Genomic DNA, 10,001 nt, shown 5'->3' with positions numbered 1-10,001 from the left:
CTATCTTCTTTCAAAAAAGACAAAACCGCTATAGCCATTGAAATTTCAATGGCTATAGCGGTTTTGTAACACGTTTTTTGTCCTATAAGCCTGCTTGTTATATTTAGGTACTCAAAAAGAGCGAGCAGACAAGGTCACTCGCCCATTTCATCAATAAGTTTATTGCTGCGATGCTGAGCGGTTAACCGAGTATCTGCAAGCAAATAATATTTTTTCAACAACACCTTATTACTATAACATATGTTAGCAGAGCTGCTCTGATTCCCTGCTCAGATTAGTCTTTATCTGAGCTTGAGCTCATTGTAAGGCTCTCTGCCTTCTTCGTCTCTGATCTCTCGCAGGTAATTGTACAATGTCGCCTGTGATATAGATAGGGTTTCGCAGATAAAAGGAACAGCTTCCTTCACTGAGAAGACCCCTTGAAACTTGAACTTGCGCAGGAGCATCAGCTTGCCTTCCTTAGTGTTGATATAGCCCGGATCAAGCTGTTTGACCGATTTGATTATCGCATCCTTCATTATATTCTGGATATAGTCCTCATCGTTGAATGAATAAGATGTATCATTCACTGCTGTCTCATCTACATCGCGAATCTTAATTGACTCACTGAGGTAGCTTATTATCTCCTGAATCCTGGATGGATCCTGATTGATGCAAATCATAGCTGCCGGGTTGTTATCCTCATCCATGAACATAAAGTGCGAGGCACGAAGCTTCTTGCCCTGTGCCGACTTGCTGGCATATCCGATAAGGTGTCCTTCTCCATCAGCCAAATTGCTGATAACATCATATACAGTGGGATTAATCCTATAATTCCTCTCCCTTCCTGTAATCTTGCTGTTATGCATGAATACGATTTCTCGCTTCGTTAAATCGTGCAGCACGACCTCCGTGTCATCTCCTAACACCTTAGCAATTCCACTGGCAACCTGTGCCAGTATATCCAAACGTTCTTCCTGAGTCATAGCTTACCTTCACTCCTCTTTCTGCGTGAGCTCAATTCCTTCATGTCGTTCAGTGACCTTAGGTTCGTATTCCTCGTCATTGAACCACGTCGTAAAACCATTGCCGTTCACCTCACTCACGTTGCTGATTGTAATAAATGCCGTACTGTCAATTGCCAGGGCGGCCTGCTTAACCCTGTTGAGATTTCTGTTGCTGACAACACAGAACACCAAATCCTGTGGTGCCTGCATGTATCCGCCTGTGGCATGCATAACTGTCGTGCCGTAGCCGAGCTGCAGCAACTTCTCGTTAATCTTCTCTATATCCTTGCTGAATATCATCAGCTGTACTCCACCCTGCCCCATGACGATGATTTTGTTCATGACAATGCTGTATATAAGTGCATAGAGTATTCCGAGTATGATTCCGTTAGTCTTGGTTACAGGAATCTGAATCAGAAATATGCCTACGTCGATAGCATACATAACGGGAGCAATTTTCACTCCGAGCTTCTTATTCAAAATAATCGGAGGTACATCGATCCCCCCCGTAGAACCGCCAACTCTGAGAATCAGACCCAGTCCAACTCCGTCGATTATCCCGGCACAGACAGATGCGAGCAGAGGATCATTTACAAGATGATGAAGCATCGTTGCCTTCTGGAAAATTCCCAGAAATATAGGGAAAGAAATAGTTCCTATTACAATCGAAGCTGCAAATTTTTTGCCAAGTATCCATGATCCGAGGATAAACAGGATAATGTTTATAACCAGAACGGTTCCCGACACGCTGAGTCCAAAATAATGATTGGTCATACGTCCGACTCCTGTAAGTCCTGATACAACCATATCGTATGGAAGCGCAAAACAAGCAATTGCAAAAGCGCTAAGCGCATTACCAAGGATCATCTGGATAACTTCAAAACCCAGCTTAGATGTCGCTTTCATAATACACCTCCCCGAGCGCATAAGCACCCGTCCATCATTTCTATGCTAGTCAAAACACAGTTACACTCTAAGTAAATTCGTGTGCAAAATGTACGAAAATAAACCGCACACAACAAAATAATATACCATCAGAACCCCGAAATTGTCAATAAATCAACGTGTTTTTTGTTTTCATTTTTTGATTGAAACAATTGACTTATTGTCAACTTTATGCTTAGCCTGTATGTACTATTTTAGTCTCTTGATTATTGGAACGTCGTGTCTTTTATGGTAGTATGGAGCATATATTTGATAATTATATTCGGTTTCACAAGGAGGATCATCCATGAAAGCACATGAAAGATTGCTAAAATACGTTTCGTACCGCACTCCTAGCGACGAGAACAGCGATACATCTCCTTCCAGCCGGTGCCAGTTTGAACTTGCGCACGAGTTGGTTAACGAGCTAAAGGCTCTGGGAGTCGCTGACGCTGAATGCGACGAATATTGCTATGTATACGGGCATATTCCGGCAACTCCGGGCAAGGAAAATGCGACTGCTATCGGATTTTGCGCACACATGGATACAGTAAGTGATTACTGCGACCACGATGCTAATCCACAGATTGTAGAGAATTACGATGGTGAAGCTCTCCCGTTAGGAGACAGCGGTCTTGTTCTTGACCCGGAAGTATTCCCACATCTCAAAGAGCTTAAGGGGCGTACTCTCATCACTACAGACGGCACCACGGTACTCGGGGCAGATGACAAGGCCGGAATTGCTGAGATCATGACCGTAGTAGAGCACATCAACGAATTTGAGCACGGACCAATTTCAATCGCCTTTACACCGGATGAGGAGATAGGAAGAGGAACTGCGCACTTCGATGTTGCGAGATTTGACGCAAAATACGGATATACACTGGATGGTTCTACTGAAGGCGAAGTTCAATATGAGACTTTTAATGCTGCAACGGCTAAGGTGTATTTCAAGGGAGAAAATGTCCATCCCGGTTCAGCCAAGGATGTGATGATTAACGCAGCGCTGGTTGCCATGGAGTTTGACTCGCTCCTTCCCGCCGCCGAGCGTCCGGAGAGAACTGAGGATCACGAGGGCTTCTACCATCTTACCGCTATGAGCGGAACCGTCAGCGACGCAGCTCTCACTTATATAATCAGAGATCACGATGCATCTAAATTTTCCAACAGACAGGACACCATAAAGATGGCAGCTAAATTCCTCAATGAAAGATACGGCGAAGGAACTGTAAAAGTCGAAATTAAAGAGCAGTACAGAAATATGGCTGAAGTGCTCGAAAGCTGCCCTGATGCCGTCGAGAACGCCAAGAAGGCTTGCCACAAGGCCGGGATCGAGCCGATTGTAATCCCTGTACGAGGCGGCACCGATGGCGCTAATCTCAGCTTCATGGGACTGCCTTGTCCTAACATTGGAACAGGCGGACATGCATTCCACGGTCCTTATGAACACATCAGCATTGAAGGTATGGAAAAGGGTGTCGAGGTGATAACCGCATTGATAAAGGAGTTTGCAAAGTAAGCACAATCTATCGGATTTACTTCCTATATTATAATGGTAAATTTCAGAATGCCGATAATTTACTGACTTACCGTTTGCGCTTAGTATTCAAATCGAGAAGGTTAGGCCGGTCCTAACCTTTTTTGCATGCACGTATTTTTACTACATCAGCACTGAAAACAGCCTCAACACCTGCCTAAATATATTGATGGAAATCTTGCCTTCCATATACCTGTCTGTGACGTCAAGACACTTCCCGAACACAGTTTCGAAATCCTGCTTTATATCCCGCACCGCCCGGCAATTGTACATCACCACACCATTTTCGAAGTGATGGTACAGGCTACGATAATCCAGATTAATTGTCCCGCATGTTGCAATTTCGTCATCCGCTACACACTGCTTGGCATGGCAGAATCCCGGCACGTATTCGTATATCTTGACACCATCTCGGGCAAGTCTCATATAATGAGATCTGGTAACAGCATAAGCCGCACGTTTGTCAGGGATCCCCGGCGTGACAATTCGCACGTCGACACCGCGAGCAGCTGCCAGTGTAAGAGCTCTGTTCATCTCATCTGAAATGATCAGATACGGAGTCGTAAACCACACATATCTGTCAGCGTTGTTGATTATGCTGAGGTATACGTTTTCCCCCACATGCTCGTGATCCAACGGCGTATCACCGTATGGCTGAATGCAGCATCCCGGCTCATTGCGGTCGAGCTTGATATCCGGCATATAACACTTATAGCTCGCATCCTTGAGTCCTTGAGTCTTTGTTGCATTCCAAATCTCGAGGAACATCATCGTCAAGTTGTGCACGGCATTGCCTTCGAGCTTAACACCGGAGTCCTTCCAATCACCGTAAGGTCTGGTCAAATTGAAGTACTCGTTGGCCAGGTTGTATCCGCCTGTAAATCCGACCTTACCATCCACTATACATATCTTGCGATGATCACGGTTGTTGAGAAATACATTGGCAATAGGAACAACAGGATTAAACACCCTGCATCTGATACCCAGAGCCTCAAGTCGCTTGATAAAACTGCTGTCTATGAATCCAATACTCCCGACATCATCGTAGATAACACGAACTTCAACCCCATCCGACGCCCGCTCAGCCAGAATTTCCTTAACGCCCGCAAATGCAGCCGAGTCCTCTATAGCGTGATACTCGAGGAATATGAAGTGTTCCGCCTTGCGCATGGCTTCCTTCTGCGCATCAAGCGCCACCCTTGCCTCGCTGTAAAATTCGATATTGGAATCATTATAGACAGGGAAAAATGCATTGTTAGAAACGTATCGGAATATGTTGGCTATTCCAAGATCACTCTCTGCGATTTCATCGATTATCTGTTCGTCATCATGAAGTAAAGGAAAAAGCTCGTTATCAACCTTGAGAAACCTGGCTCTCATCCTCCTCGTCGACCCGCCCAGACCTACCATCAAATATACAGTCACGCCGATAATCGGGTTGAGCAGAATCATCACAACCCAAGGCAGCTTAACTGACGCGCTCGTAGATTTTGTCGATATGCCGATAACGACAACCAACGCGAGGATACGGGAAAGTGCAGCTAAAATAGTGTATTTTTCATTCAATGTAAAAATCAGCGTTGTAATGAGGAGAACCTCAGCCGCAATCGCAATTACCGCAAGCATCAGCCTCCCGATGCTGTTTTTAACCTGTTCCTTCTTTTCATATGTTGCGAATGTCCCGGAAACACTCATCTAGCTCTCCCCCTGCTAACTCTATTCATCCCAGAGTACAATCTTTCCTGCTTCTCTTGTCTTGTTCATATCTATAAGCCTTTGATTTTCAGAGCCTCTAAACCTCAGCTGGATATTTTTGAGCTCCTGCTCAAACCTGCCATCGATAAGCACATCGAGCATGCCGAGCATCTCCTCTGTTACGTCGGTATGGCAGCGAGCTCCCTCCTTCATGAGATCTTCCAGTACAAAACCCGTGAACGCCCAAATCGTCTTGTCCGGATAAGACGCCTTAACTCTCCGCAAAAAAGGCATCAGCACCTGCTGATTCCCCGGTTCAAACGGTTCTCCGCCGAGCACCGTAAGTCCGTTTATATAGCCGGGCCGCATCATCTCAATTATCTTGTCCTCGGTCTTCCTGGTGAACTCCTGTCCATAGTTGAAGTCCCATGTCTGCGGTTGGAAACACCCGGGGCATCTGTTGGTACAGCCCGACACAAACAAGCTGATTCTAACACCTACGCCATTGGCTACATCGCAATCCTTGATTTCTCCGTAATTCATATCCAAGCTCTTTCCAGTCTCTGAACTCCTGCTCATACGATTATATCGCATTAGTTAAACTAATTTAAGTTCTATTTGTTACATTAAGGAATTTTATGTATTATCGCGAGTTACCATTTAGTGGGCAGGCTCCTGAGCTGCTGCCTCCGCAATCTGTATTCCGGCTCAAATCCGGCAACTATTCTCCAAAAGTCCTGCGAGTGGTTTGGCTCTATAAAATGTGCAAATTCGTGCACTACCACATACCTCAGCTCATCATACGGTGCCGTTACCAGCAGAAGGTTGAGCGTAATCTTGCCCAATGCAGGTCTGCATGATCCCCACCTTGATTTCATCTGCCTTATAGTCACATGCGGGAACGGTACGTGATATGTACATCTGAATTCTTCATATACCTCTCGTACGACATTCATAAATATCTGCTCGGCTTCCCCGGCATACCACCGCTTCACCACATCTACTCGAGCACTGACGTTCTCCGGGTCAGGTATTTGCAGGAACAGGTAATCGCCTTCCCTCTTGATGTGCGTTTCGGGACCCATGGATAGTCTGACTGTGAGCTTTTCCCCCAGATAATAGGCATCCTCTCCATCATCGTACAGGCTTCGCTCCGCATGTGAGCTCTGAATCCGCTCTAGCGCATCCATAATAAAAGAACCCTTGCTGATTATAAATCGCTCAATCTCAGCTAAGGGCACTCTATGAGGCGCTGAGACGTATATCGAAGCATCAGGTCTAATCCGCAGATTAATATTTCTCACACTTTTGCGTTCAAGCGTATAGACCATAGCCACACCTGCCACGCGTACAGCATGAGTTTCCTCGTGCACCTTGCCTTTCAAGAATCGTCTCCTTGCCATTATTTATTATCTACCGCAGGGCACATCCTACAGGTGAAGGACTCTGTCCTTGATCTCCTGTGTTCGTCCCTGATTCCAGAACTGTGTTCCGATATATCCGCAGGTTCTTCTAGCCACAGACATCTTGTCCTGGTTGCGGTTCCCACAGTTAGGGCACTCCCATACGAGCTTACCCTCATCATCCTCAACAATCTCAATCTCACCGCTGTAGCCGCACTCCTCGCAGTAATCGCTCTTAGTGTTGAGCTCAGCGTACATGATATTATCGTAGATGTACTTCATGACGTCGAGCACCGCAGGGATGTTGTTCTGCATATTGGGAACCTCGACATAGCTGATAGCTCCGCCCGGCGACAGCTTCTGAAAATCCGATTCGAATTTGAGCTTCTTGAACGCATCAATCTCCTCCTCAACATGGACATGGTAGCTGTTGGTAATGTAGTTCTTGTCTGTAACGTGAGGAATAACTCCAAATCTTCTCTGCAGAGCCTTTGCAAACTTGTAAGTTGTAGATTCCATCGGAGTTCCGTATACAGAGTAGCTGATGTTCTCAGCAGCCTTCCACTCAGCGCACTTGTCGTTGAGCCTCTGCATAACCTTGAGTGCAAATTCTCTTCCCTCTTCAGTTGTGTGGCTCTTGCCTACCATGCGGTAGCACATCTCGCAGAGCCCGGCGTACCCGAGCGAAATTGTCGAATATCCATTGTACAGCAGTTTGTCGATTGTCTCACCCTTCTTGAGTCTGGCAATTGCCCCATACTGCCAAAGGATAGGGGCAACATCCGAAGGTGTTCCGAGAAGTCTCTCGTGACGGAGCCTCAATGCACGATGACACAGCTCCAGTCTGCCATCCAGGATCTCCCAGAACTTATCCATATTGCCATATGATGAACAAGCTGCGTCGACAAGGTTAATCGTTACAACACCCTGATTAAATCTACCGTAGAACTTGTAGCTGCCATCCGGATTCTTCTGGCTCTCTTCCACTGTCAGGAACGATCTGCAGCCCATGCAGGTGTAGACGCTGCCCTTCTTGAGCTCCTTCATGACCTTAGCGGAGATGTAGTCAGGAACAAGTCTCTTAGCCGTACATTCTGCAGCAACCTCTGTCAAATACCAGTAAGGTGCATCCTCGCTAATATTGTCTTCATCAAGCACATAGATGAGCTTAGGGAATGCCGGTGTAATCCATACACCCTTCTCGTTCTTAACTCCCTGCATCCTCTGCTTGAGGACCTCTTCAATACACATAGCTAGGTCGTCTCGTGTTCTGCCTTCGGGAGCCTCCTCGAGATACATGAACATAGTTACAAACGGAGCCTGCCCATTACATGTCATCAGAGTGATAAGCTGGTACTGAATAGTCTGGATCCCACTCTTTATCTCGTCTCTAAGTCTATCCTCAACCACTGTACTGAGAGCTTCTCCGGTTGTAGTAATACCGGCATCCTTGAACTCCTTCTCTACCTTTGCATGAATTTTCTGTCTGCTCACGTCAACAAATGGAGCGAGATGCGCTAGTGAGAAGGACTGTCCACCATACTGGTTGGAAGCAACCTGAGCGATAATCTGTGTAGTGATATTGCAAGCTGTATAGAAGCTGTGAGGCTTCTCAATAAGAGTCTCGCTGATTACCGTTCCGTTCTGCAGCATATCCTCCAGATCGATGAGGTCACAGTTGTGTTCCTTCTGAGCAAAGTAATCAGAATCATGGAAGTGGATTATTCCGGCATCGTGAGCAGCGGAAATCTCCTCCGGAAGAAGAATTCTCTTTGTCAGATCCTTGCTTACCTCTCCCGCCATATAATCTCTCTGAGTGGAGTTGATGATAGGATTCTTGTTGGAATTTTCCTGTTTAGCCTCCTCATTGTTAAGCTCAATGAGGGACAGAATTTTGTCGTCTGTGGTGTTGGATTGGCGAACGAGAGATCTGGTATATCTATATGTGATATATGCCTTAGCCACCTCATACGCACCATGCTGCATGATATGCTCCTCGACCATATCCTGAATCTCTTCTACCGCCGGTGAACGTCCGAGATCCTCGCAAGAGATGATTACACTGTCAGTTATTCTCTTAATCTGCACAGGTGTGAGTCTAACAGCCTCTTCAACAGAATTATTCGCCTTAATAATAGCGTTCTCTATCTTTACCTTGTCAAAGATTACTTCCGAGCCATTTCTCTTGATAACATTCATTGCTTCTCCTTAACCGAATACCCAAACATATTGATTTATGCCAGCTATTTCTTTTAAATTTAATAATTTCCATTCGGCGGAAACACTATATCTTGTTTGCCGCCTTGACATTATATCCCATATAATGGGGATTAGTCAATCAGTTTTACACTATATTATTGGGCGCAATCTCAAGCTTAAAAAGCAGATGTTTCAAGACTTCTGTGCTAATACTTATGAAAACAGTGCTAAAAATTTTATATATTTTTTGTTTTATATATTTACATGCCGACACAAGATATTGGCGGCCATCACACGGGGATGTGCTAAAGTGCTGTATTCAAGAAGACTTCAAGGCTATATACAGGATTGTATATCAGGAATAGCTGCTGAAAATCGCTTGGTGAAGTATACCTTGAGTATTAATATGAGGCCGGAAATTCGGTTCCGTAAGCTGAAAAAATTAAGCCCTCTGCACACGCGGCGCACCTACGGTACCGCCTTGCAGAGGACTTATTTAATCTCATCAGCTTCATCAATATAATGCACACCCATAAACTCAACAATGAATGTGAGTAACGCGGTTATCCAATAATTCTCCGTATAGATAATATGGATCTGCCGCTGTATGTAAGCTTGGTTCCCGGTCTATAGAGGTTTATCTCGCAGACACCATGAGCTCGGTCCATAGCGTGAATGATACGACCATCGCCGGCGTAAATAGCGACATGCAGCTTCTTGCCGCCTCTACCAAAGAATATGATATCACCCGGCTTCATATCATCTGCTGAGACCTCTCTGCCGCCGCAGTTATCGTAAAGAGTGCTAACAGATCCCATCGGCCAATTGTAACCGAAATTCCTGTATATAAGGGTTATGAACGAGGCACAGTCACTACCCTTAGTCAAACTCTGACCGCCTAATACATACGGTCTGCCTATGAACTGTCTGGCATAGGCGATTATCTCATTTCTCTTATCGTCTGCCGCCTTTGCCGCCTTCTCAGCTTCAACAGCATCGATATTAGACCTGGCATAAGTCGCTACATCAGACTGCCTCGTGCTAACTGTCTTGACAGAAATCCTAGCGAGCGGTCTGTCCGACAACAGCTCATTGATAGAACCAGCCTTAACGACAACCGTCGTTACCATCGCTATCATAAGCAAAACTTCGGTAACGACTATTATCTTGATATTCTTGAAAGCTAGTCTGAGCTTAGACATCATACGATAATCTTCCCCTTAATTCAATATATATTCAACTCTTATTAAGGGTTAT

8 protein-coding genes are annotated in these 10,001 nt (G+C 45.5%); 1 reads left to right on the top strand and 7 read right to left on the bottom strand.

All coding sequences use genetic code 11. The annotated features are described in order from the left end of the window. Nucleotides 1-281: 281 nt before the first annotated feature. Nucleotides 282-965 (bottom strand): helix-turn-helix transcriptional regulator, encoded by a 684-nt coding sequence (locus HMPREF0581_RS04660; RefSeq protein ID WP_036380732.1) that lies wholly within the window; start codon nt 963-965, stop codon nt 282-284. A 9-nt stretch (nt 966-974) separates the two neighbouring features. Beyond that, nucleotides 975-1,892: a YitT family protein gene (locus HMPREF0581_RS04655; RefSeq protein WP_051426937.1), complete on the bottom strand. Its 918-nt coding sequence runs from the start codon at nt 1,890-1,892 to the stop codon at nt 975-977. A gap of 325 nt (nt 1,893-2,217) precedes the next feature. On the opposite strand from HMPREF0581_RS04655, the gene pepT reads away from it, so the two are divergent. Beyond that, nucleotides 2,218-3,429, top strand: a complete 1,212-nt coding sequence (pepT, locus tag HMPREF0581_RS04650) for a peptidase T (protein WP_036380730.1) — start codon at nt 2,218-2,220, stop codon at nt 3,427-3,429. A 141-nt stretch (nt 3,430-3,570) separates the two neighbouring features. Here the strand turns inward: pepT and HMPREF0581_RS04645 are convergent, their stop codons facing one another. The 5 genes from HMPREF0581_RS04645 to HMPREF0581_RS04625 all read right to left on the bottom strand — a co-directional run bounded on the left by HMPREF0581_RS04645 (nt 3,571) and on the right by HMPREF0581_RS04625 (nt 9,949). Continuing rightward, nucleotides 3,571-5,142: a phospholipase D-like domain-containing protein gene (locus HMPREF0581_RS04645; protein WP_036380728.1), complete on the bottom strand. Its 1,572-nt coding sequence runs from the start codon at nt 5,140-5,142 to the stop codon at nt 3,571-3,573. Nucleotides 5,143-5,163: 21 nt separating this feature from the next. Beyond that, nucleotides 5,164-5,685: an anaerobic ribonucleoside-triphosphate reductase activating protein gene (nrdG, locus tag HMPREF0581_RS04640; protein WP_036380726.1), complete on the bottom strand. Its 522-nt coding sequence runs from the start codon at nt 5,683-5,685 to the stop codon at nt 5,164-5,166. Nucleotides 5,686-5,795: 110 nt separating this feature from the next. Then, nucleotides 5,796-6,545, bottom strand: coding sequence for a M48 family metallopeptidase (locus tag HMPREF0581_RS04635; RefSeq protein WP_084645340.1), 750 nt, complete (start codon nt 6,543-6,545; stop codon nt 5,796-5,798). Between the two features lie 27 nt (nt 6,546-6,572). Next, nucleotides 6,573-8,744, bottom strand: coding sequence for an anaerobic ribonucleoside-triphosphate reductase (gene nrdD / locus HMPREF0581_RS04630; RefSeq protein WP_036380722.1), 2,172 nt, complete (start codon nt 8,742-8,744; stop codon nt 6,573-6,575). Between the two features lie 563 nt (nt 8,745-9,307). Then, nucleotides 9,308-9,949, bottom strand: a complete 642-nt coding sequence (locus HMPREF0581_RS04625; protein ID WP_051426936.1) for a C40 family peptidase — start codon at nt 9,947-9,949, stop codon at nt 9,308-9,310. Nucleotides 9,950-10,001: the final 52 nt, after the last annotated feature.

The sequence above is a fragment of the Mogibacterium timidum ATCC 33093 genome, assembly GCF_000525775.1.
GTDB lineage: Bacteria > Bacillota > Clostridia > Peptostreptococcales > Anaerovoracaceae > Mogibacterium > Mogibacterium timidum.
The sequence above is the reverse complement of the archived record's forward strand: the minus strand, read 5'-3'. Positions and strand labels throughout refer to the sequence as shown.